Source organism: Thalassospira sp. MBR-102 (assembly GCF_040549275.1).
Lineage (GTDB): Bacteria > Pseudomonadota > Alphaproteobacteria > Rhodospirillales > Thalassospiraceae > Thalassospira > Thalassospira xiamenensis.
Window position 1 is genome coordinate 65,616 of record NZ_JBEPTC010000012.1, and the last position, 23,762, is coordinate 89,377.

The following is a 23,762-nucleotide window of genomic DNA, read 5'->3' on the forward strand; positions in this document are numbered from 1 at the left end:
AACCGTTCACCGTCTAACATTGGCCGCCTGTTACCTGCCTATTGCCTTTCTTCGATATATTTCTACGCCTGCTGCATTTCCGTGCGCCATATCTCCGCCCCTGGTCAGGAGCAACCAAGGGCAGGGTAAGTCGCCTTACGCCAAGGAGTACTCATGAAGAATATTTTTGCCAGAACCCTTATGGCCAGAACCCTTATGGCCAGAACCCTTATGGCCAGAACCCTTATGGTCTGCACGCTTTTGGCGGGCAGTTCCGCCATCGTTCTCGCCGGACAGGCCCCCTATCCGGCGGCCAGCCCCGACCGGGTGCTGGGCCATCAGGATCGGGTTTATTCCGCCGACCAGTTTTCAAATACAGTGTCGGTGATTGACCCTGCCGATAATAAATTGCTGGGCGTGCTGCGCCTTGGCGATCCGCAGCCGCGCAACCTCAGCCCGCTGTATCGCGGGCAGTTGCTGGTGCATGGCTTGGGATTTTCGCCCGATGGCAAAACGCTGGCGGTTGTCGCGGTCGGCAGCAACGCCATCAGTTTTATCAACACCCATGACAACACTGTCCTGCACACCACCTATCTGGGCCGGTCCCCGCATGAAACCTTTTTCACACCCGATGGTAGTGAAATCTGGGTGACCATCCGCGGTGAGGATTATGTTCAGGTGCTGGATGCCAAGACATTCGAACCCAAAACCCGTATCCAGACCCCTGCCGGTCCGGGCATGCAGATTTTCTCACCCGATGGGAAATATGGCTATATCTGTTCGTCTTTCAATCCGGAAACACTCGTGGTTTCGGTGGCCGATCACAAGATCGTCGGCCATGTGAAGCAGGCCAGCCCGTTCTGCCCGAACATTGCCGCCAACCCCGACGGCAGTCAGGTGTGGTTCACCCTGAAGGATGTGGGCAAAGTACAGATATTTGATGCCAAACCGCCCTTTGATGTGATCAAGACGATTGATACCGGCCCGATTACCAACCATGTAAACTTTGCCCGCACGGCCAAGGGTAATTTTGCCTATGTCACGATTGGTGGCCTTAATCAGGTCAAGGTGTTTGATACGGAAACCTTTGAACAGGTGGCGACCATTCCGGTCGGGCGGCTGCCCCATGGTCTGTGGCCATCTGGCGATGGATCGCGGGTATATGTTGGGATTGAAAACGATGACCAGCTGATGGCGATTGATACCGCCACCAACAAGGTGATTGCATCCATTCCTGTCGGTCAGGCCCCGCAGGCCATTGCCTATGTCCCCGGTGCGGTAACCGAAGGGACGGGAACCGACAATCTGGAACCGCTGAAGGCAACGGACAATTCGGTGCAGCTGTCATTGCGTGCGGTTGGCGGGGCCAGGGATGGTTCGGCACCCAGCAACGTGTCGCTGTTTGATCAGGGCCTGACACAGGTGGTGCAGGCCTCGGTCACCGGTCTGGAACCAGGCAAGGAATACGTCCTTGCACTGGCGGGCAATCCGGATGGCAGCGGAACATTGCAGGCCCTGTCGAATTTCAAGGCCAACCCGACCGGGGCAAGTATTGTCAATGCGCTTGGTCCGATCCGCCAGTTGGTCAAGGGCGAGGATGAGCAGCCCAAACGTTATCTGGTAGTGGCCCCGAAAACCGCCGATGGTATTGGCGCACCGGTGCAGGTTCAGGCCGACTGACCCCATATGGTATTTCACCCCGGTTCCGATGCGGGCCGGGGTGAAACGGATTATATACGAAACGGATTGCATTATTTGTCCTGCAATCCGTTTGGTGTCCCTCATTGCCAGATGCCCGGCACCGTATTGGCAATGGAGGTGTCTGGCCCCAGCACAAGAATTACCAGTGCCACAACACGCCCCTGTCACAGGACGATAGGAATGCATGATGACATGATCCGGCGGATAGAACCGCTGATCCCGGCCCTTCGGCGATATGCGCGTGCCCTTTGCGGTGATCGCGCGCAGGCCGATGATCTGGTACAGGATTGTCTGGAACGCGCCATCAGCCGCTGGCACCAGCGCCGCGACGATGGCAACACACGCACATGGATGTTTACCATCCTGCATAATCTAGCGGTCAATTACTGGCGTCAAAACCGGTATCGCGGACCGCATATCGCTCTTGATGATACGGTCGAAACCGCATTTGCCCATGACGGCACACAGGAAAACAGCCTGCATTATCAGGATGTGATGGGCGCGATTGCAACCCTTCCCGATGATCAGCGCAGCATTCTGCTGCTGGTATCGATCGAAGATCTGTCCTATGCAGAAACGGCAAAGGTGCTGGATATACCGTTAGGGACGGTTATGTCGCGTCTGTCACGCGGGCGAGAAAGATTGCGCCAGATTCTGGATGGTGACAGGCGGAACAACGGGGATCGTCAAAGCACCCCAAATTTGCGGAGGGTCAAATGAGCCACAGTCCCATTTCAGAAGACGATCTGCATGCTTTTGTTGATGGTGCGCTTGATGGGGCGCGCCACGATGCGGTGGCGGCCTATATCGCGCAGCATCCCGATATTGCCAGACGGGTTGATGCCTATGCCCGGCATCGCGACCTGATGCGCGTGGCTTTTGCCCCGGTAGCCGATGAACCGGTGCCATCGCAATTGAATTTGCATCACCTGATCGAAAACCGCCGTCATGACGGCAAGTCGGTAACCGATCACCGTCAGGATGGATTTCAGGACGGGAATGCGGGCGGTCGGATTGCGTGGTTTGGCGGTTGGCAGGGGGCGGCAGCCGCGATTGCTTTGCTGTGTGTTGGTGGCGGGGCCGGATGGGGATTGCACGGATTTGTGCAAAATCCCGATGTGCCGGTTTTGACGGCATTGTCGGCGTCTGAAGGGATTGGTGCTTTAGCACGCGAGGCATCGGCCAGCTATGTCGCCTATGCCCGAGATCGCAACCGGCCGGTCGAAATCCGGGCGGATAAAACCGATGATTTGCTGCGCTGGATCAGTGATCGGGTCGGAATGAATTTGCATGTACCCGATCTGACGGCGGATGGATACCGGTTTATGGGCGGGCGTGTTGTCGCTACCGATCACGGCCCGGCGGCAATGCTGATGTATGATGATGATCAGGGGGTGCGTCTGGTGATGCTGGCCCGACCGATGCAGGCTGACCAGAATGCCCCGATGCAGGAACATCATGCCGATGGTGTCACCGGTTTTTCCTGGGCATCGATGGGCACGGGTTACAGTGTGGTCGGGCCGCTTTCCGATGACCTGTTGCACCCGGTTGCCGATCAAATGCGCAAACAGCTAACAACCCCGGCATAGGCCGGGACGGGTTGACGAATACCGGATGCAGGACCGTTTTACACAGTCCGGCATCCGGGCCGGTGATAGAGGCCAGAACAGCGCGCTTAGCAACGACTGCGTTCGCTGCTGCCCGATCAGTCATTTAGCGGAACATCATTACCGGCACATGGCAGGACCGAACCATTTCGGTGGTGGTGCTGCCGATGATCAGGTTGCGGATGCGCGAATGGCCGTATGCGCCCATGATCAGAAGGTCGATGCCATCCGCCTCGATCCGGTTTTTGATCACGTCTTCGGGTTCACCGGCCTCGAAACCGGCGTCAACATCGAATCCTGCCTTGCGCAAAATGGTCGCCGCGTCATCAAGCTTTTCCTGAAGGCTATCTGTTGGTTTGCCAACGCACAGCAAGACGCACGGAAGTCCGGTAAACAGCTTGCCACCCGCAATGTGGCGCACGGCCTTCATCGCACTTTCGCCGCCGTCAAACGCAATCAGGAACTTGTTGATCGGCTTGAATGCGCGCGACGCGACCAGAACCGGTTTGGTCGCGGACCGGACAACCCGTTCAAGATTTGATCCCAGATGCAGTTTGGCAAAATCGGCGGCCTCGCCCCGCTTGCCAATGATGATCAGGTCGGCATCGCCTTCAAACTCGCCAATTGCGTCAATCAGATCGCCATGACGAAGCTTGGAGGTAACGGATGAAAGTCCGGCTTCTTCAAGGCCCGATTTGGCTTCTTCAAGCAACAGCCGCCCGCGTTTTAGCTCTAGCTTGGCCTTTTGTTCATCAAGGTCGGCCAGTTCCTGCAAAAGGGCGCTACGTGCGCCAAGTTTGAGGTTACCACTAAGGTCGGCGGGTTCGGAGCCCACGCCGCGACGGCCCAGCACATGCATCAGCTCAACCGATGCTTCGGTGCGTTCCGCTACCCAGCAGGTCAGGTCGCGAACGCTTTGCGAATAGCTCGATCCGTCGATCAGTGCGATCAGATGTGTCATTGATCGTCCCCTTCCCTAATGGCCCATCAGGCGTTCAAAAGCGCCGGGCTTGTCATGTATGGCCAGTTTATCGACAATTGTTTCGCTGGCTTCATTGAGACCGATCAATTCGACTTCGGCCCCTTCACGGCGGAATTTCAGCACGACCATATCAAGGGCCGCAACACTTGAAATGTCCCAGATATGCGCATGGCTGACATCAATCGTGACCTTGTCCAGCGCTTCCTTGAAATTGAATGCCGCGGTGAAATCATCGGCAGAGGCAAAGAAAACCTGCCCTTCGACGTTATAGGTCCGATGCGTACCGTCTTGTGAAAGTGTGCTGGACACGCGGAAAATCTGCGAAATCTTCCACGCAAAGAAAATGCCGGACAGCAAAACCCCGATCAAAACGCCAATCGCAAGGTTATGGGTCGCGACGACCGTTACCACGGTTGCCAGCATCACGATGGACGAGCTTCTCGGATGGTCACGAAGGTTTTTGATCGAGGACCAACTGAATGTTCCGATCGAGACCATGATCATGATCGCAACAAGGGCTGCCATCGGAATGATGCTGACGATATCGCTTAACACGACGATCATGAAAAGCAGGAAAACCCCGGCAACAAATGTCGATAAACGTCCGCGCCCGCCCGATTTCACATTGATCACGGATTGCCCGATCATCGCGCAGCCCGCCATGCCGCCGATAAAGCCGGTGGCGGTATTGGCAATGCCCTGGCCGATGCATTCGCGGTTCTTGTTGGACGGTGTATCGGTCAGATCATCGACGATCTGGGCCGTCATCAGACTTTCGAGCAAACCGACAACCGCAACAGCCGCCGAATAGGGCAGAATGATCATCAGGGTTTCAAGGTTCAGCGGAATGTCGGGGATCAGGAAGACCGGCAGGGTCGAAGGCAGTTCGCCCATATCACCCACGGTTCGCAGATCGGCATTGATAAACAGCGAAATCACCGTCAGTACAACGATACAAACCAAGGGTGACGGGATTGCTTTGGTAATGCGCGGGAACAGATAGATAATGGCAAGTCCGCCCGCAACCATCACATAAGTCACCCAGGTGACATTGGTCAATTCGGGCAACTGTGCCATGAAAATCAGGATGGCCAAGGCGTTGACAAAACCGGTCATCACGGATTTAGAGACAAACCGCATGACATAACCCAGCCGAAGCAATCCGGCCCCGATCTGTAACAATCCGGCCAATACGGTAGCCGCCAGCAGATATTCAAGACCGTAATCGCGCACGAGCGTAACCATAAGTACAGCAGTCGCGGCGGTAGCGGCTGAAATCATGCCCGGTCGCCCGCCGACAATTGCGGTAATCACGGCAATCGAGAAGGACGCATAAAGTCCGATCTTCGGGTCGACCCCGGCAATGATCGAAAAGGCGATGGCCTCGGGGATCAGGGCAAGGGCAACGACAATCCCGGCGAGGATATCGCCGCGAATATTGCCAAACCATTCGGTCCGCAATTGCGGAAGGAAATCGGTGTTCACAGGCTTAACTCCAGTCTCGCAGTCCGCCAGCAATCCGGCAGACGGGTTTCTGTTATATGATCAGGGAATAAAAAGTGGGGCGGAAAGCTGTTTCGTCACTGCCACGCGGTAACATCGGCGCTGTTGATACAGCCCGGTCGCAAGCAGGAATTATCGAAACAGTTCTTACATCGGCCCCGTGTCCGTCAAAGGATAAACAAGTTTTGCTGCGTCGCAACGCAGCCTATTTAAAGGAATTCCAGAACCGGCACAACCAACAATATTGGAAGGCTGCGGGTAAAGTGCTGTGATCCAACGTAAAAGACCCCGCTTAAATCAAAGCGGGGTCTTTGTGCATCAACAGGTTGGGCCTGAAATTCTATTTACGATTCTGACGGTTTTCGATCAGATCATCCACCACGCCCGGATCGGCAAGGGTCGATGTATCGCCAAGCTGGTCATATTCATTCGCCGCAATCTTGCGCAGGATACGGCGCATGATTTTGCCCGAACGGGTTTTCGGAAGACCCGGCGACCACTGGATATAATCGGGGCTGGCAATCGGGCCGATTTCCTTGCGCACCCACTGAACCAGTTCCTTGCGCAGTTCTTCGGTCGGTTCTTCACCGGCATTCAGCGTGACATAAGCATAGATGCCCTGTCCCTTGATGTCGTGGGGAACACCGACCACGGCGGCCTCGGCCACCTTGGAATGTGCGACCAGTGCACTTTCAACCTCGGCGGTGCCCATCCGGTGGCCTGAAACGTTGATCACGTCATCAACGCGGCCCGTGATCCAGTAATAACCATCTTCGTCCCGCCGTGCACCGTCACCGGTGGTATAGACATTGGCGAATGTGCTGAAATAGGTCTGGATGAACCGTTCATGATCGCCATAAACCGTGCGCATCTGCCCCGGCCAGCTATCCTTGATCACAAGGTTGCCATCGGTAGCGCCGGCAAGTTCCTTGCCTTCATTATCCAGAAGGGCGGGCTGCACACCAAAGAACGGAAGCGTTGCCGACCCCGGTTTAAGGTCGGTCGCACCCGGAAGCGGCGTAATCAGGATGCCGCCGGTTTCGGTCTGCCACCAGGTATCGACAATCGGGCATTTCCGTTTGCCGACATGCTCGTGATACCATTCCCATGCCTCGGGGTTGATCGGCTCACCCACCGAACCAAGGATACGCAGGGACGAAAGATCCGCCTTGTTGACCCAGCTTTCGCCTTCGCGCATCAGGGCACGGATCGCGGTTGGCGCGGTATAGAAGATATTGACCTTGTGCTTCTCGCACACCTGCCAGAAACGCGATGCATCCGGATAGCTCGGCACGCCTTCAAACATCAGGGTCGTCGCACCATTGGCCAGCGGGCCATAAACGATATAGCTGTGCCCGGTGACCCAGCCAACATCGGCCGTACACCAGTAAATATCGCCTTCGTGATAATCAAAGACATACTGATGGGTCATTGATGCGTAAACAAGGTAACCGCCCGACGTATGCAAAACGCCCTTTGGCTTGCCGGTCGAACCCGACGTATACAGAACGAAAAGCGGGTCTTCGGCATTGACCTCGGTCGGCGGGCAATCAGGGGATGCTGCCTCGCAGACCTCGTGATACCAGACGTCGCGGGCATCGTTCCACGCAATGTCCTTGCCGGTGTGCTTGACGACAACAAGCTTTTCGACGGATTTCACACCCGGATGCGAAAGCGCTTCGTCTGCATTGCGCTTCAGCGGTACACCGCGCCCGCCACGAAGACCTTCATCCGATGTGATGACAACCTTCGCACCGCAATCTTCAACGCGGCCGGCCAATGCTTCGGGCGAAAAGCCGCCAAATACGATGGAATGGATCGCACCGATGCGCGCGCAGGCCAGCATCGAAACCGCTGCGGCCGGGATCATCGGCAGATAAATGACAACGCGGTCGCCCTTGCCCACACCCATCGATTTAAGCGCGTTGGCAAACCGGCAGACACGTTCATGCAGGTCTTTATAGGTGATATGTTCGGAAACGGACGGATCGTCGCCTTCGAAAATGATCGCGGTCTGATCACCGCGTTTTGCCAGATGACGATCAAGGCAGTTGGCCGCAACGTTCAGCGTACCGTCTTCATACCATTTGATATAAAGGTCCTTGGTGTCAAAGCTGACATTCTTGACCTTGGTAAACGGCTTGATCCAGTCGATGCGTTTGCCATGTTCGCCCCAGAAGCCTTCGGGGTCTTCGACCGACTGCTTGTACATGGCGTCGTATTTTGCCTTGTCGATCAGCGCGCCCTTCGCGATGTCGTCGGATACGGGATAAACGTTCGCAGACATATGTGGCCTCTTGTTCGTTTCCTGTTGTCTGTACGTTCGCACCGGTTACCTGCCCGCTGAAAGGTCTTTGGGCCGGTGCGATATTCTTGTGCGTTTCAGGTACCGGTTTTCGCGGTCGCAATAATTGGTGCGGGACAACCGAACGGGCGATGCAACATCATCCGGTCGATATGGCGTAAATCGGTTCCTGTCGCTTGCGCCCTATGCTAGTGCGCTGATGGATTTCAGGGAATACAACTTAAGACGGGGGGCAAAATGGCGCGCAACTGCCGCGGCACCGTCCTGATTTCCCTGCCTTGCGTTTGGATGCATTGTTGCAACACAACCAATCCATCCCAGCAATCCTGTCTCGATGCTGACAAACGAGCATTCCCCGAAGTAGGTAATTGAAACATAGTCATATTATTGCGATTTCGCCAGTCACGATCTGACGTTTTGCGACGTTTCACAGCGATATATCAAATCGGTTGCGTTCTGGATTTAATGGAACAAAACAGATACAAAGAAATCAGGCTATAACCAAACGGTGGGAATATGGATCCGATCTCTCTTGCAGCGGGCGCAATTGCGGCACTTGTCGTCGCACTGGTTTTCAGTGTGCTGATGGTCAAACGCACCAAAGAAGCCGTGATGGCAGAGGCAGAGTCGCGAACCGCCTTGCTGGCGGCACAACTCGATCAGGTCGATGCAACCCGGCGTGAACTGGCAAACGAATTGGCAACCACGCGTAACCGGCTTTCCGAAGAATCCGAAAAGCGCGCCATTGCCGAAACCAGACTGGAAAAAGAGCGCGAAGCCACCACCGAAAAGCTCGCGATGCTTGATGATGCGCGCACCAAACTGCTTGATAGCTTCAAGGCATTGTCGTCTGACGCGCTTAAAGTCAACAATGACGAGTTCATGAAGCTGGCACGTGAGAATTTCTCGCGCATGCAGGAAGGGGCCAAAGGCGATCTGGAAAAACGCCAGCAGGCCATCGACAGCCTCGTCAAACCGATTCAGGAACGTTTGCAGGCGTTTGATACCAAGGTCAATGAACTGGAAAATTCGCGCAAGGAAGCTTATGGCGAATTGCGTAATCAGGTCGGCCAGCTGGTTGAATCGCAAACCCGTCTGTCCAAGGAAACCCAGACGTTAAGCTCTGCCCTGCGGTCTAGTTCGTCGGTATCAGGCAAATGGGGTGAATTGCAGCTGCGCCGGATCGTTGAGCTGGCCGGCATGCTCAAACATTGCGATTTCGAAGAACAGGTGCATTTCAATACCGACGAAGGCGCGCAGAAGCCCGATATGGTCATTCATTTGCCGGGTGGTAAAAACATCGTCGTCGATGCCAAGGCCCCGACATCGGCCTATCTTGAGGCGATCGATGAAAAGCACGACGACATCCGTCGTGAGGCCCTGATGGGCACCTATGTGACCAATGTGCGCAAGGTGATTTCCGACCTGTCAAAAAAATCCTATTGGAAATCGGTCGATTCGCCCGAATTTGTTGTTCTGTTTCTGCCGGGCGAAAGCTTCTTTTCGGCGGCCCTTGAACGAGACCCCCGCCTGATCGAAGACAGCTTCCGCGATGGTGTCATTCTGGCGACCCCGACAACCTTGTTGGGACTTCTGAAGGCCGTGGCCTATGGCTGGCGCCAGGAAGCCTTGGCCGAAAATGCCCGCGATATCAGCGAAATCGGTCAGCAGCTTTTTGATCGTCTGGGGACCCTTGCCAAAAACTTTGCCTTGATGGGCAAGTCGCTTGAAAGCACGGTCAAAAACTACAACAAGACTCTTGGCACGCTTGAAGGAACGGTTCTGGTTTCAGCGCGCAAGCTCAAGGAAAAGCATATCGTTGCCGACGACCGCACCATCGAAGAACCACTTCATGCTGAAACCCATGTGCGTGAAATCACCAAAACCGAATTGCTTGGCGCACCTTCTGATGTTTTGACGGCCCAAACCGATGATGATGACGATGAAACGCCCCATACCGCTACCGATCATGGGTGAGTTGCGCGTAAGTGCAGGGCTGTTTGCTTGACTAAGCTGCGACGAAACCTTATCTCGAAGCGCTGATTTCGCTATAATGCGATGAATGCATAGATTTCCAGACCGGACAAAAGACACATGGCCCTGCGCGACATTCTCATTGTTCCCGATCCCCGCCTTAAGCAGGAATGCGAAGAGGTGGCAGAGGTGAATGACGAAATCCGTGAATTGCTCGATGACATGCTTGAAACCATGTATGCGGCACCGGGTATCGGCCTTGCCGCACCCCAGATCGGCGTGATGAAGCGGGTGGTTGTCATGGATGTGTCCGATGACAAGGAAAAGCCCCAGCCGCTGAAACTCGTGAACCCGGAAATCATCTGGGAATCCGAGGATACATCTGTCTATCAGGAAGGCTGCCTGTCGATCCCGGAACAATATGCCGATGTCGAACGCCCTGCCGAAGTTGGCCTGCGCTATCTGGATGAAAACGGCAAGGAGCATGAAATTGAGGCCGATGGCCTGCTCGCCACCTGCATCCAGCATGAACTTGATCACCTTGATGGCATTCTGTTCACGGATTATCTCAGTGCGCTTAAGCGCAACATGATCCTGAAAAAGGTGCAGAAGCTGCAAAAGACGAAAAAGTCTGCCTGAGTCGATCAGTTTTCAGTCTTAAGAAGGGCCGTATGATCGGCCCTTTCATTTTGCGCGCGGTTTGAGGGAGCCGATATCCATTCCGATGATCCAGCCTTCGCGTTTGCGGATGATCGGGCGATCAGGCAGATATTCGGGATGTTTGCCATCGGCAATGCGGATCAGTCCCAGGGCTCCGACCAGCGCATCAAACGCATCGTCCTTGCCCTCGTCAGGGCCGAAACCTGATTTGATGTCGGCCGCAACTGCGGTGTTTATTTCAATTCCATTTCCCACGGCATAGTCGATCAGGGCCGCAACAGCCAGAGTACGGCTTTTATGATTTGATTTGGTCACCTCATCAATACCGAGCCAGCCATAGATTTCACCGGGATAGGTTTCAATCAGGGTTACGCCGTTCTGTTGGCAGCATGTCGAAAGATCACCAGTAAAGGGCCATATGTTAAATCCATCGCGATAGCCGGGAGTGATCAGATGTTCGAGCCCGTGCAACATTGCTTTGCCAACCTGATTGGCACCAAGGGTCCAGAAAGACGGGCAGGCGGCGGGGCGGTGATAGGTGGCACCTTCGCACAGGCGATAAAGCTTATCAAAGCTTGATAGACCAAGGGCATCTGCAAGATGTTCACGCTTTACGCTGCCTTTTACGCGGGCTGTTTTGGGATAGAACGGTCTGTGATGGGTGATTTCGTCCGGGTTTGTACAGACGTCGGAAAAACTATCCCATTTGCCAGTGAAAATAATATCCAACAAAGATTTAAAATCTTGAATATTTGCGCCATCATACCAGTGATCGACAAAGCCGACCGGCATATCAAGACCAAGCCAAAGGGCGTGGTCCCGACCGTATTGTGAAAGTGACTGGCGAAACTGGTTTAACAGTCCGACCGGCTCGATCGCATAAATCAGCCACCCGGATGTATTGCGACGTGCTTTGGCGACCCATCGGGATTTGGCAGCAATGCTCCAGTCTGCATGCCATATATGTTCGACCGGGTATTTGCGCGGCTCGGGAAAGGCTTGGCTTGTCATTTCCACAAGATAGCGCCAAATTGCCGACCAGTAATCGAAAAATACCCCCGACATTGTGATGAATGGACGTGACCGATGACCAAGCTGCGCATTGCCTTTATGGGAACTCCGGATTTTGCCCTTGTGGCGTTAAAGCAACTGGTCGCAGCCGGTCATGATATTGTCTGCGTCTATTCCCAGCCGCCACGCCCGGCCGGTCGCGGGCAAAAGGAAACGCCGACCCCGGTTCATGCATGGGCGCAAGAACAGGGGATCGAGGTCCGCACGCCTGTTTCCCTGAAATCAGATGACCAGAAACAGGCCTTTGCCGACCTTGATCTTGATGTTGCGGTGGTCGCGGCCTATGGCCTGATCCTGCCAAAGGCTATTCTCGATGCGCCGAAATATGGTTGTCTGAACATTCATGCGTCCCTTTTGCCGCGCTGGCGTGGTGCGGCCCCGATCCAGCGCGCCATACTGGCGGGGGATGACAAGACCGGTGTGACCATCATGCAGATGGATGTCGGGCTTGATACCGGTGACATGCTGTTGGTCGGTGATATTCCGATCACGTCCGAAACTTATGCCAATGCCCTGCATGACGATCTTGCCGAGCTGGGGGGCAAACTGATTGTCGAGGCGCTTGAAAAGCTTCCGGTCGGTGGATTACGGGCAACCAAACAGCCTGAAGACGGCGTGACCTACGCTGCCAAGCTTGAAAAATCAGAGGCAAAGCTTGATTTCACCGATGATGCTGCGGCACTTGAACGCAAGATCCGCGCATTTACCCCATGGCCGGGTGCCTATTTCGAATTTGGCAAGGAACGTATCAAGGTGCAGGCCGCCATCGTTACCGACCAGACCGGTCCGGCGGGCACCATCCTTGACGATAATCTGACGATTGCGTGCGGCACCGGTGCATTGCGCCCGACCCGCATTCAACGGCCGGGCAAGGCAGTTATGGATACCGATGCGGTGTTGCGCGGCTATGACAAGCTTGCCAAGGGCGTGGTTTTGCAGGGCTAAGTCCATGGAAATGGTATTCGACATTCGCAAAGCCACTAACCGGGACGGCGATCAAATCGCAATCCTGATTGATGCGGTCTTTTCTGACTATCCCGGTTGCATCTTTGACCGTGCGGGCGAGTTTCCTGAACTTGATGCGATTGCCGATGATTTCACCACCGGGAATGGTTGTATCTGGGTTTTCGAGGGGGATGGGCGTGTTTTGGGATGCCTTGGCATCAAATACGATCCGGCACAAAAGCAGGCGGAATTGCACAAGGTCTATCTGGATCGTGCCACCCGCGGGCAGGGCGTTGCACAACGCATGCTGACAAAGGCACTTGATTGGCTGGTGCACACCCATCCCGATTGCACCGAACTTGTCCTTTGGACCGATACACGGTTTGAAGCCGGACATCGCTTTTATGAAAAATGCGGGTTCACCCGAACTGGCGAAACCCGCATTCTTGATGATCTTAGTGCCTCGTCGGAATACCGGTTCAAAGCTCGACCGAACGATGTTCTGCTTCGGATTACCTGACCGTTTGCGAACTCAGCTTTGCTGTCCGGTAACCGGGGCTGCAATGGCCTTGGTTTCGGTACCGGCTTCGGGTTTGCGGACGGAACGAGCATCGCGCAGGCCCAGTTCCCATGGCGGGATCGGGGTGAATTTTTCGGCCAGAAAGTCTACAAAGGCACGAACCTTTGGCGACAGGTGACGTTTGTGTGGATACACAGCCGAAATCCACGCCAGATCGTGAACATATTCTGTCAGAACCGGCGTCAGGCGGCCCGCACGGATATCTTCATGGACCAGATATTCGGCCAGTCGCGCCATGCCAAGGCCTGCAACGACCGCTTCGTGCAATGCGTCACCGTCATTGGCGGAAAAACTGCCCTGTGCGCGGAATGAAACATGGCCTTCGGGGGTATCGAAATGCCAGTCGTTGAAGCTTTCGCGCGAAGACAGATGCAGACAGTCGTGGTTTTCAAGTTCCTGGGGTTTGCGCGGGATACCGTTCTTTTCCAGATATTCCGGCGATGCGACGATCATGCGGCGGTTGACCGCATATTTGCGCGCGATCAGGGATGAATCTTCAAGGGCTGACAGGCGAATCGCCAGATCGTAACCATCGTTGACCAGATCGGTGAATTTGTCATCGAGCGTCAATTCAATGCGGACATCGGGATAACGCGCCAGAAATTCCGGGATCAGCGGCACGACCTGATACTTGGTAAACGCCACCGATGCGTTGATACGCAACGTTCCGCGCGGGGCGGCATAAAGCTGGGTCACGACTTCTTCGGCTTCCTCGATCTCGTTTAGGATCGTGCGGGCGCGCTCGTAAAAGGCACGGCCTTCTTCGGTCAGGCTAAGCTGACGGGTGGTGCGCATCAAAAGACGCGCGCCAAGTCTGTCTTCAAGGCGCGAAATGTATTTTGAAACCGCCGAAGGTGACAGACGCATGGTCCGTGCGGCAGCTGAAAAGCTGCCTTCTTCAACGGCATGGACAAAGATTTCCATTTCTGCGGCGCGATCCATCGGCATGTTTCCTATTTATGACGCATATTCACAAGTAATGTGCATATTGAGGTAATTCTCTTCTGCCGTAAAGGAAATTAGATTGGGTTCATCAAACGCGACACGTTGTCGCAATGAACCAAATTCTTAAAGGAGGTCTGCCATGACCACTTATGCTGACATCACCAAGCTGAACATCAAAACCAGCGAGATTGAAGCTGGCGTGCGCAAAGGCCAACAGCTTCGCGCTGAATATATCGGTAGCCTGTTCCGCAGCCTGTTCAAAGGCGCTGACAAGTCCGCCGACATCAAGCATCCGGCTGGCACCGTTGGCGGTGCTGCCTAATTGACGACCTCGCGGTCGAGCGACGTTTGATCTTCCTCCCCAAACGACGCTCCCGCGATGGACTACCGCGTTTTTTCTAGCGTCTTCCTCCCTAGACGACGCTGTTTTCCCGACTGGCCCGGGCTCTTTTGAGCTCCGGGCCATTTTTTTGTCTCATCGTCGATTTCCGGCTTTGAAATCCCCGGCCTTATTCACCGGTTTGGCGGGCGACGCCCGGCGGGATATAGAAGCCCGGCCGTTCCGACATCCATGACAGCACCGAAACAACCGCCATTGCCACGATGGTGATCCAAAGCGTCGTCGCGATATCAATATCGGCGGCAAACATCCAGCCATAGATCGCCGGGCCAATCGCCGATGCCAGAACCATGACCGCAGTCAAAGTGCTTCGAACCGCACCAATTTCATCCAGTGGCACCAGTTCCGGGATAATCGCGGTACGTAATGTTGTGGCAAAGCCGGTGGTGATCCCCAACATCCCCATATAAACCGGGATCATGACCGGGGTTTCGGTGATCGCCAGCAACGATACCGCCCCGATGGCCGGGATCAGATGATAGGGGAACAGCTTGCGAGCGGTATGGCTGTCAATCAGCGGTCCGCTGCCAAAGGCCCCGATCACCGATGTGATGGCGAAAACCGTAAAGCCTGCTGCAAACCAGGTGAGGTCGATGTCTTTACTGGCTGAAATCGATCCCTGATGGAAGAACAGGGCGGTCATCACCAGCGGCGGGGCGGCCAGCATCGGCATGCAGAACCAGATATAGCGCGACCGGAACAGGCGTGGATGGCTGCCTGTGGGTGACGTATCCCGGGCGACCTCCTGATTCGCACTAGCGGTCTTGCTGTTGTTTTCCATTTTGCCCGGTGCTTCGCGGAATTTCGCGTTATCGCGGATCAGCAGGATCGCAATCGGCATCAGGATAACCACGATGAAAATACCGGCCCCGGCATAGGTGGCCCGCCAGCCAAATCCGGCAATAAGTGCCAGCAGGGTTACCGGCATGATTGCCTCTGCCAATGGAAAGCCGAAGCTTGCAATGGCGAGGGCACGTCCACGACTGCGGTCAAAATAACGCGCAATGCCGGTCATGCTGACATGGCTCATCAATCCCTGCCCAGCCAGACGCAGAATAAACAGGGCCGCAATCAGCATCCAGGCCGACTGTGCGGCGGCAATCAAAAGGCAGCCGATGGTCAGCAACACCATGGTCGCCAGGCTGTAGCGCAGCATATCGATGCGGTCGATCAATCGCCCGATGAAAGGCAGGCAGAGTGCGCTTGCGATGGTGATCCCGGCATAAATATTGGCAAACTCGGTTTCATTGATTGCAAGGCTGGCCCCGATGAACGGAACGAAAAGGGCGACCAGAAAGGTCTGGCCGAATGACGAGCCAAAACTATGAAGCGCCCCGAATGCCAACGGGCGGGGTGCCTGACGCAAAAGACTGAGGAATTGCATGAGGTTCAATCAATAGTATGAGGAATTCTTCCGGCGATATTATCTAGGGCGGTGAAAAGCGTCTACTGCCCGAATGCATAGGTATTATGTAAGCAAATAATAAGAAAAAACCCCCGCAAGAACATGTTCTTGCGGGGGTTTTCGGATCAAAAGTAAGTCGTTTCAGCGGGGAAATCAGGCAGCTATTTTGGCCGCCGGACCATCCGAATGACGGCTTTTCCACCAGTTCAGGCCCAGTATCGCCAGAATGACGACCGTGCCTGCGATCTCTGCCCGAATGTCAGGATAGAAGATGCCAATTGTCGCCGGAACAATCAGAATGCGTGACACCAGATCAATCTTGGCAAACATGAAGCCTTCGAGTGCGGCGGCAAAGGCCGCCAGCGACAGGATCGCGGTAAAGCCGGTCCAGAGCACAAGCGGCAGCGGGCCACCAGTGATGATTTCCGGATTGAACACCATGAAGGCCGGGATCAGATAGAGGCCCTTGGCAAATTTCCAGGCCTGCATACTGGTTTCCAATGGACTTGCCCCGGCAATCGCGGCCCCGGCAAAACCGGCAAGCGCAATGGGCGGGGTCACGTTACTGTCCTGAGAATACCAGAACACCACCAGATGAGCGATCAGCAACGGAATGCCGAACTCGTTGGACAGTGCCGGTCCGACCAGAACGATCAGAACGATATAGGATGCCGTCACCGGCAGGCCCATACCGAGAATCAGGCTGGCGATCAAAACCAGAACCAGTGCCAGAACAATATGGCCGCCCGAGAAAGCGATCATCATCGACGAGAATTTCAGACCCAAACCGGTCAGTCCGACGACGCCGACAATAATACCGGCAACAGCACAGGCCATGCTGACCGCAACCGCATTTTTTGCACCGAGTTCAAGGGCGGCAATTGTAATCCTGACACCATTGACAAGGGCAACCTTGAGGCGATCGTGGCTTGCCTTTTCGCCGTTCTGCGGCGCGACATAGAAGAACCAGATCACGTATCGCAGGGCGGCAACCGCAAGGACGGAAATGATCGCCCAGAAACCGACACGCATCGGTGAAATGTTCAGCACCAGAAGGTAAATCAGAACGCCAAGCGGCAGAATGAATTGCCAGCCTTCCTTAAGCACCTGCTTCCAATCGGGCAGTTCTTCGACCGGCATGCCGCGCATACCGTTTTTCAGCGCGACGATATGGACAAACAGATAAACCGTGCCGAGATACAGGATCGCCGGGAAGATCGAGACCATGACGATTTCAAGATACGGAACCTGTGTATATTCGGAAATCAGGAATGCACCTGCCCCCATAAGAGGTGGCGTGATCTGGCCGCCGGTCGAGGCGGCGGCTTCGATACCACCGGCCTGTGCGGGGCGATAACCCAATTTTTTCATCAGTGGAATGGTAAAGGCCCCGGTGGTGACAACGTTGGCAATCGCCGAACCGCTGATTGATCCCATACCGGCAGACGCCAGCACCGCGGCCTTTGCGGGACCGCCAGCCTTTCTGCCGGTCGCCGCATAGGCCATGTCGATAAAGAATTTACCCGCACCGGTTACTTCAAGGAATGCGCCAAACAGGACGAACATGAAGATGTAGGTCGCTGCAACTCCCATCGGCAGGCCATAAATGCCTTCCTGACCAAGATAAAGCTGACCGACTAGGCGATCCACATCAGCGCCCCGGTGGCTAAGGATACCGGGCAGCCATTCACCAAGCCATGGCAATGCACCACGTGGACCGGAAAGTGCATAGACGATTGCAACGATGCCAATCACAGTCATGCCAAGGCCAACAGCACGACGGCTGGCTTCGAGTACGGTGACGGTCGCGATGATGCCGATGATCAGATCGGTACTGGTCCAGAAACCCGCACGGTTGAAAATCTCGTCCAGATAGAAGGACAGATAGAACCCCGTAATGAACGCACCCGCCAGAAATCCCAGATCGATAACCCAACCCAGAACGCCCCGTTTGCGGTTCGATCCGAAAACGGGGAACATCAGAAAGGCCAGAAACATCACAAAGGCCAGATGGATCGAACGCTGATAAAACAGGCCAAGCGGCTCGATCCCAGCGCCATACATCTGGAACAGTGAAAGTGCAACGGCGACAACAGAAATTGCCAGTACAACCATTTTTGGCTGTGGCAGTTTGTCCGCCAAGGACGGAAGCGGTGCCGGTTCAGACATGAAACTTATTCCCCGGTATCAAGGCGGATGGTGACACGGGTGTGTTCAGCCATCTTTGAAAGATATATTTCGTCACCCTCTGTCGTGACGATACGATGGTCGACTGCAAGACTTCCGACGCGCAGGGCATAGGCATTGCCCGGCACAGGTTCGTCGATGTCCTCGATCCAGTATCCGCCACCTTTGGCGCTGGTCAGGACTCCACGACCCGGATAATGGCCAAGACCTGCTGCAAAATCGGGTTGGTATGTACGATGCAGGACCATCCTGCCCAGATCATCGACATAACAATCGATAACCCCGTCACCAGTGACCGAATGGTTCCAGTAAAGGCACCAGCCAGATTGGCGTGGAATTGCTGTTCTGGCTAAAACCGATCCGTCAGCGGCAATGACTTCCAGATGGTCCGTTGCCGTACCCGGCGTGGTTTCAGCATGAGGAGCTGGCCCGCTACATGCCGATATCAGAAGGGTAAAGGCGGCCAATGCTGGCCGCCCCCAATTTAGTGAAATCATGGATAAAGCTTAGGCGGAATCGGTGAACCGGTTTCTTCGTAGTAACGAAGGGCACCCGGATGCATCGGAATCGGCGTCGAGTTCAGAGCGAAATCAACGGTGGTGTCGTTGGCCGCCGGGTGAATGGCGATCAGTTCATCAACTTTTTCAAACAGGGTTTTGGTGATCTGATAGGCCAGTTCGTCATCCATTTCTGCATTCACGAACAGAACGTTCGGGGTTGAAACGGTGTTTACCGGTGCGGTTACACCGTCATAGAGCCCTTTGCGCAGCGCATAGGGTGCGAAGGTCGGTTCGGCATCAAGAGCAGCAACGATTTCCTCGTCGCTGAGAGCGATCAGCTTGATCTCGCGGGTGGTTGCGAGGTTGAGGATCGAGCTGGTGGGCGGGCCGACGCTCCAGAAACCTGCATCGATATCGCCGTCACGAAGTGCGTCGGCGGTTTCGTTGAAGTTCAGGCGCTGTTCTTCGATGTCATCATAAGAAATGCCGTTGGCTTCAAGCAGGGTTTTGGCAGAAACTTCGGTGCCCGAACCTGGCGCACCAACAGAAACGCGTTTGCCTTTAAGATCGGCAAGGCCGGTAATGCCGCTATCTGCCATGGTTACGATCTGAACGGCATTCGGATAGATCGAAGCCAAGGCGCGAACATTGTCAAGTTTGCGGCCTTCGAATTTGCCTGTACCGGTGAAGCCGGCATAAACAGTATCGGCCAAACCGATTGCAATGTCGCTGTCGCCACGGGAAATAAGGCCCATGTTTTCAACAGATGCACCGGTGACTTCGGCAACTGCGGTCGCACCGTCAACATATTTGCTGATCAGTTCCGCAAGACCGCCGCCATACGGATAATAAACGCCACCGGTACCGCCGGTCGCGATGGAAAGCTGACTTTGGGCGAATGCCGGGGCACCGAACATCATCAGTGCTGCCGCTGCAGAAAGCAGATTCCGCAATTTCATACTTAGTCCTCCCTAGGATTAGTGTTTACTGCGTTGATAACAACAGAAACGGTCAATAAAGAAATATTGGCAGTTATCTTTTGGTATCTCCTCAGTTGTTGGTCGTCCTGTTCTCTAACGAATATGGTGTCGGGTGGGCACTTAACAGGTCGTTGGGATAATAAAGCAGTGTCCGATCCGGTCGCCAAATACGGCACGCGCAAATCGCCCGTGAAACTGATTCACAAGGATGCTGTCAGAAATCCGACAAAATGCGGTGGCATTCAGATGCGATTGACCCGTTATCGGGCCGATCAAGCGTCATGCGATGAAAGCATGCCTTCCCGGACATTGGTTATTCTCCCTGACGAATGTTGTTTATTGTTTTGCCCTAATGATTGGCAAACATCATGCCAACCGGGGATTCTATTTTTCTATTTATATATCAAGCAGATACAAAAATCAGCCAGATCATATCGGCGGAATCTTGCCGATGTACCATTTCTTTTTCGGCGGATTTTTGCCGATAGACCCGATTCACAAATATCCTAACACTTTAAAGCTGCGGGACAAATTATCGCTCTTCAATGGTATCACGGCGAATGTTCAGCTTTTTCATTTTTTCGTTCAGGGTGCGACGCGGAATGTCGAGTTCGTCCATTACTGTTTTGACGTTGCCGTTATGGCGCGTCAGTGCATCGCGGATGATGTGCTGTTCGAAATGGCGAAGCTGATCTGCGAGTGATCCGGTTTTGTCGGCAGGGTCGGCGGCACCATTGCCAATGCTGTTGCCAAACAGGCGTGCCCAGCGTTCTTCGGCGTTGCCGGTCAGGAGCACATAGCGTTCCGCGAGATTTTTAAGTTCGCGCACATTTCCCGACCATTCATGAGCCAGAAGTCCGCCCCAAAGTTTTGCAGGCGGTTTTTCATACGGGCGATCAAAATTTTCGGCCGCCCGTTCGGCAAAAATGTCAAACAGCAGCGGTAGGTCATCCTTGCGCTGGCGAAGCGGGGCGATTTGCAGTTCGAATGTGTTGATCCGGAACAGAAGGTCTTCGCGGAAACGCTTATCAGCAACGGCGGTCGGCAAATCTTCGTTGGTGGCACAGATCAGCCGGAAATTGACCTTTACCGGGGTGTTTGACCCAAGTCGGACGATTTCGCGCTGTTCAATGACGCGCAGAAGCTTGGCCTGCAAGGCCAGCGGCATGCTTGATAATTCATCAAGAAACAGGGTGCCATTATCGGCATGTTCGATCCAGCCGATCCGGCGGTTGGTTGCGCCGGTAAAGGCCCCTTTTTCATGACCGAAAAGTTCGCTTTCGGCAGTGCTTTCAGGAATGGCCGCACAGTTGACGGCAACAAATCGCCGATCATGTCGGACACTCAGATCATGGATGGCGCGCGCTACAAGTTCCTTGCCGGTACCGGTTTCGCCGGAAACCAGAACTGGAACTTCGGTCGGGGCGATATTGGCGATTTCGGCCTTTAGCGCACGCATCGACGGGCTGTTGCCGATCAGGCGGCTGTCAAGCGTGCCCTGTTGGGCGATTTGCGTGCGCAGGGCGCGGTTTTCGATGACAAGTTTGCGTTTTTCAATTGCGCGCTCAAGGCTTTCGAGGATGTCGTTCGGCTCAAACGGTTTTTCAACGAAATCATAGGCCCCGCTTTTCATCGCTTCGACCGCCATCGGGACATCGCCATGACCGGTCATCAGGATCACCGGAATGTCACGGTCGATCGCCAGAACCGATTTGGTAAAGGCGATGCCATCAAGCTTTGGCATTTTGACATCGGTCAGGATGACGCCGGCGAAATCGGGTGTGATATCTTCAAGGGCTGAAATCGCGTCGGCATGAACACAGATGGTGTAGCCTGACAGGTCAAGCCATTGCGACAGGGAAACGCGCAGGGCTTCTTCATCATCGACGATGATCACCTGTGCCGTTTGTGGTTTTGCGCTGGTGGTATCGATTTTCGAGTGCGGCATTACTTCTGCGTCCCCCGCATCAATGGTAATTGTATTTCAAAGCAGGCCCCGCCACCCGCCCGGTTATAGGCGCGGATCGTTCCACCAAAGTCACGAACAATTCCATAGCTGACCGACAGGCCAAGCCCCACACCCTGTCCCGGGTCCTTGGTGGTGAAGAACGGGTCAAACAGCAAAGCCAGGCTTTCCTCGCCGATGCCAGGACCGGTATCGGAAATGCGAATGGTGGCTTTATCCCGGGTTTGCGTAAGATCGACGATGATGCGTTTTTCCGTCTTGCCGTTCGCATTATCCGTTCCCGGTATTTCGGCCATGGCATCAAGGGCATTGCGGATGATATTGACGAAAACCTGTTCGATCCGAACCAGATCGGCATGGACAATCAGATCGCCGTCAAATGCCGACTGTTCAAGCACGCAGCCTTCGTTATGCAACTGTGATGACAGCAATTGTATCACATTATCAAGGGCGGCCCGGATATTGACGGGTTCAAGCACGCCGGTCGATTTGCGCGAGAAGGTTTTAAGTTGCCCGGTGATGGATCCCATGCGTTCAGTCAGGGCTGAAATCTGTTCGATATTGGGGCCGAGATTTTCCGGTTTGCCGCGTTCAAGCATCAGTTTGGCACTGGCGCAGAAGGTTCTGATCGCGGCAATCGGCTGGTTGATTTCATGGGCGATTGCGGCGGACATCTGCCCAAGGGCGGCCAGTTTACCCGCCTGAACCAGTTCATCCTGTGTGCCGCGCAATTCGGCCTCGGTCTTGCGGCGTTCGGTGATTTCCTGTTCAAGACGGGTGTTAAGCGCCTGAATGCGGGCAAATTCCATGGATTTGCGCTGGGATGCCAGTTTCAATTCACGTTCGCGCAGGAACAGCACAATCAGGATGATCAATCCCGACCCGATCAGGGTGATCAGCATGACGCTTGTGCGTCGTTCTGCGACATAGTCCATCGGAGTCAGATAAAACAGATTCCATTCACTGCCGCTGATCGGTTTGATGTCAAACAGGAAGCGTTCATTACCGATTTCAAGCAAGCCATCCTCGCCAGAAGGATTTTCAGCAATGTTCAGTGACCGGAGTTCCTGACCGGAATATTGGCGATTGCGCAATATGCGCTCACGGTCGGTTTCGGTCAGCGGGCGAATGGTGCGATATTTCCAGTCGCCGCGACTGGTTAACATGATCACACCGTCGGCATCTGAAACAAAGACTGTTTCGCCCCCGTCCTGCCAGTTCCGTTCAAGCTCATCGAGTTCAATTTTGACAGCAACCACGCCGACAATTTCGCCGGATTTCGATATCGGATGGGAAATGAACAGGCCTGATCGCCCGGTGGTCACACCGATCCCGTAGAAAAATCCTTCCTGCCCGGCGAAAGCTTCGGTGAAATAGGGGCGGAAACTGTAATCCTGACCCACGAAACTGTCGGGCGTTCCCCAGTTGCTTGCCGCGACCGTTTTGCCGGTTCGGTCCATGACATAAAGTGCGGCCGCGCCCGACCGTCCGTTGACCTTTTGCAGATACTGGTTGGCAATATCCACAGTGCCGTTTCCGGTGACGACATTGACGATTTCATGATTTCGGGCAACGACATAGGGCAGATATCGATAGCGATCGACAGCGGCGCGCAATGTGCTTTCATAAAGTGCAAGGCGGGCCTGGGATGTTTGCTGTAACTGGCTGATGGCAAGGGTTTCGGTCGAATTGACAGCAAGCCAGACGACCAGTCCGGCGATGATAATCCCGGCAAAACTCAACGACGCGCGACTATAGGTGCTTAACCAGTAGAACAATCCTGCCTCTCGCGCGTTAGAGTTTGGTCTTTTGCTTCATACAGGGCGTTTTGGCGTCCGGCCTGTTGGCGGGGGTGTCCGGCTTCCTGTTCGGGTGCACGATAGTTATGTGGCATCGGGACGGGGAGTCAATAAAGACGCAGGGCAGTACCGGTATTGAATGTCACTTTCCCATGGGGTGGAACGGCAGAAATCAGGTAGGGTCTTAGTGTCGTACATGAACAAAGCCTCAAATATGCCTCAAGTGGTTATTTTTTCGCCACAATGGGATGTATTTTGTTAGGCTTGTTTCAA

At 54.6% G+C, this 23,762-nt stretch carries 19 protein-coding genes; 8 read left to right on the forward strand and 11 right to left on the reverse strand.

Translation table 11 applies throughout. From position 1 onward, the window contains the following. Nucleotides 1-153: 153 nt before the first annotated feature. The 3 genes from ABIE64_RS18040 (at nt 154) to ABIE64_RS18050 (ending at nt 3,269) form a co-directional block, all read left to right on the forward strand. Complete coding sequence (locus tag ABIE64_RS18040) at nt 154-1,659, forward strand: YVTN family beta-propeller repeat protein (protein ID WP_354378175.1); 1,506 nt, start codon at nt 154-156, stop codon at nt 1,657-1,659. Nucleotides 1,660-1,860: 201 nt separating this feature from the next. Next, nucleotides 1,861-2,400, forward strand: a complete 540-nt coding sequence (locus ABIE64_RS18045) for an RNA polymerase sigma factor (protein ID WP_037992063.1) — start codon at nt 1,861-1,863, stop codon at nt 2,398-2,400. Then, nucleotides 2,397-3,269 carry an anti-sigma factor family protein gene (locus ABIE64_RS18050; protein ID WP_354378176.1) on the forward strand — a complete coding sequence of 291 codons (873 nt, stop codon included), beginning with the start codon at nt 2,397-2,399 and terminating at the stop codon, nt 3,267-3,269. The genes ABIE64_RS18045 and ABIE64_RS18050 overlap by 4 nt, the downstream gene beginning before the upstream one ends. Before the next feature lie 124 nt (nt 3,270-3,393). Here ABIE64_RS18050 and ABIE64_RS18055 read toward each other — a convergent pair whose 3' ends face one another. The 3 genes from ABIE64_RS18055 to acs all read right to left on the reverse strand — a co-directional run bounded on the left by ABIE64_RS18055 (nt 3,394) and on the right by acs (nt 8,059). Continuing rightward, the gene (locus tag ABIE64_RS18055) at nt 3,394-4,248 is read right to left on the reverse strand and encodes a universal stress protein (protein WP_354378177.1); all 855 of its coding nucleotides are present in this window, start codon (nt 4,246-4,248) and stop codon (nt 3,394-3,396) included. A gap of 15 nt (nt 4,249-4,263) precedes the next feature. Next, nucleotides 4,264-5,754, reverse strand: a complete 1,491-nt coding sequence (locus ABIE64_RS18060) for a SulP family inorganic anion transporter (RefSeq protein ID WP_007088285.1) — start codon at nt 5,752-5,754, stop codon at nt 4,264-4,266. A 358-nt stretch (nt 5,755-6,112) separates the two neighbouring features. Next, nucleotides 6,113-8,059, reverse strand: a complete 1,947-nt coding sequence (gene acs / locus ABIE64_RS18065) for an acetate--CoA ligase (RefSeq protein ID WP_007088284.1) — start codon at nt 8,057-8,059, stop codon at nt 6,113-6,115. A 534-nt stretch (nt 8,060-8,593) separates the two neighbouring features. On the opposite strand from acs, the gene ABIE64_RS18070 reads away from it, so the two are divergent. Continuing rightward, nucleotides 8,594-10,054 carry a DNA recombination protein RmuC gene (locus ABIE64_RS18070; protein WP_354378178.1) on the forward strand — a complete coding sequence of 487 codons (1,461 nt, stop codon included), beginning with the start codon at nt 8,594-8,596 and terminating at the stop codon, nt 10,052-10,054. 117 nt (nt 10,055-10,171) lie between these two features. After that, complete coding sequence (gene def, locus ABIE64_RS18075; RefSeq protein ID WP_037989353.1) at nt 10,172-10,690, forward strand: peptide deformylase; 519 nt, start codon at nt 10,172-10,174, stop codon at nt 10,688-10,690. Nucleotides 10,691-10,735: 45 nt separating this feature from the next. Here def and ABIE64_RS18080 read toward each other — a convergent pair whose 3' ends face one another. Further along, entirely contained in the window at nt 10,736-11,722 is a 987-nt protein-coding gene (locus ABIE64_RS18080) for a methyltransferase type 12 (RefSeq protein ID WP_354378179.1), read from the reverse strand. A 75-nt stretch (nt 11,723-11,797) separates the two neighbouring features. On the opposite strand from ABIE64_RS18080, the gene fmt reads away from it, so the two are divergent. Beyond that, complete coding sequence (gene fmt / locus ABIE64_RS18085) at nt 11,798-12,727, forward strand: methionyl-tRNA formyltransferase (RefSeq protein WP_354378180.1); 930 nt, start codon at nt 11,798-11,800, stop codon at nt 12,725-12,727. 4 nt (nt 12,728-12,731) lie between these two features. Then, a complete protein-coding gene (locus ABIE64_RS18090; protein WP_354378181.1) occupies nt 12,732-13,247 on the forward strand; it encodes a GNAT family N-acetyltransferase in 516 nt (171 codons plus the stop codon). A 12-nt stretch (nt 13,248-13,259) separates the two neighbouring features. Here the strand turns inward: ABIE64_RS18090 and ABIE64_RS18095 are convergent, their stop codons facing one another. Next, complete coding sequence (locus tag ABIE64_RS18095; protein ID WP_354378182.1) at nt 13,260-14,249, reverse strand: LysR family transcriptional regulator; 990 nt, start codon at nt 14,247-14,249, stop codon at nt 13,260-13,262. Between the two features lie 142 nt (nt 14,250-14,391). Here ABIE64_RS18095 and ABIE64_RS18100 point away from each other — a divergent pair, with 142 nt between their 5' ends. After that, nucleotides 14,392-14,574, forward strand: a complete 183-nt coding sequence (locus ABIE64_RS18100; protein WP_114121642.1) for a hypothetical protein — start codon at nt 14,392-14,394, stop codon at nt 14,572-14,574. Between the two features lie 187 nt (nt 14,575-14,761). Here ABIE64_RS18100 and ABIE64_RS18105 read toward each other — a convergent pair whose 3' ends face one another. The 6 genes from ABIE64_RS18105 to ABIE64_RS18130 all read right to left on the reverse strand — a co-directional run bounded on the left by ABIE64_RS18105 (nt 14,762) and on the right by ABIE64_RS18130 (nt 23,468). After that, nucleotides 14,762-16,036, reverse strand: coding sequence for an MFS transporter (locus ABIE64_RS18105; protein WP_354378183.1), 1,275 nt, complete (start codon nt 16,034-16,036; stop codon nt 14,762-14,764). A 174-nt stretch (nt 16,037-16,210) separates the two neighbouring features. Further along, complete coding sequence (locus ABIE64_RS18110; RefSeq protein WP_354378184.1) at nt 16,211-18,226, reverse strand: TRAP transporter permease; 2,016 nt, start codon at nt 18,224-18,226, stop codon at nt 16,211-16,213. Between the two features lie 5 nt (nt 18,227-18,231). Then, nucleotides 18,232-18,741, reverse strand: coding sequence for a DUF1850 domain-containing protein (locus ABIE64_RS18115; protein ID WP_354378185.1), 510 nt, complete (start codon nt 18,739-18,741; stop codon nt 18,232-18,234). Then, a complete protein-coding gene (locus ABIE64_RS18120) occupies nt 18,738-19,703 on the reverse strand; it encodes a TAXI family TRAP transporter solute-binding subunit (RefSeq protein WP_007088273.1) in 966 nt (321 codons plus the stop codon). The genes ABIE64_RS18115 and ABIE64_RS18120 overlap by 4 nt, the downstream gene beginning before the upstream one ends. Nucleotides 19,704-20,256: 553 nt before the next feature. Next, entirely contained in the window at nt 20,257-21,672 is a 1,416-nt protein-coding gene (locus ABIE64_RS18125) for a sigma-54-dependent transcriptional regulator (RefSeq protein WP_354378186.1), read from the reverse strand. After that, nucleotides 21,672-23,468, reverse strand: coding sequence for a sensor histidine kinase (locus ABIE64_RS18130; protein ID WP_354378187.1), 1,797 nt, complete (start codon nt 23,466-23,468; stop codon nt 21,672-21,674). The genes ABIE64_RS18125 and ABIE64_RS18130 overlap by 1 nt, the downstream gene beginning before the upstream one ends. Nucleotides 23,469-23,762 lie beyond the last annotated feature (294 nt).